At 55.3% G+C, this 510-nt stretch carries 1 protein-coding gene; it reads right to left on the bottom strand.

Annotated elements, in window-relative coordinates; genetic code table 11:
* A partial coding sequence (locus tag D3D01_RS22685; protein WP_233563625.1) for a VWA domain-containing protein occupies window positions 1–493 on the bottom strand: 493 nt, incomplete at its 3' end.
* Between the last annotated feature and the right edge of the window lie 17 nt (window positions 494–510).

The raw sequence follows: 510 nt of genomic DNA, 5'->3' as shown, positions 1-510 counted from the left end.
TGTCGTCACCAGGAACCGCCGGTGTGTATACAGTACCGTTAGCCGTCATGTTTGAGGAGATTGGTTCCCGGGCAATGATCTGTGTACTGGCGATGGAGCGCCGAATATCGTCAAAGACGTCGTTCAACTCGTCAGCGTCGTCGGCACGATAGAACTCACCGCCGGAGACAGTCGCGACACGCTGTAGTAGCCCCTGGTCAATTGCGCTGGAATCACCGTATCCGATGGTGTAGATGGTGACGTCGTCCGCTGCGGCGTCCTTGGCGTACTCGACCGTCAGTTCATTGTCAGTCGGGGACGAGCTACCAGATCCACAGTCAAATGGATCGAGATCATCGGTATCGTCACCGGCCCACGGCTGCTGACAGTCGTCGTTGACCCCGTCTGTCAACAGTATCATGACTTTTTTACGGGACTCGTTACTCTGAAGCGCGAAGACATTGTTCGCTTTCCAGACCCCGTTCTGAGTCTCAGTGCCGCCACTGGCAGGAATATCTTCGATAGTCTCGT

The sequence above is a fragment of the Haloarcula sp. Atlit-7R genome, assembly GCF_003666065.1.
In the GTDB taxonomy this organism is placed as follows: Archaea; Halobacteriota; Halobacteria; order Halobacteriales; family Haloarculaceae; genus Haloarcula; species Haloarcula taiwanensis.
The sequence above is the reverse complement of the archived record's forward strand: the minus strand, read 5'-3'. Positions and strand labels throughout refer to the sequence as shown.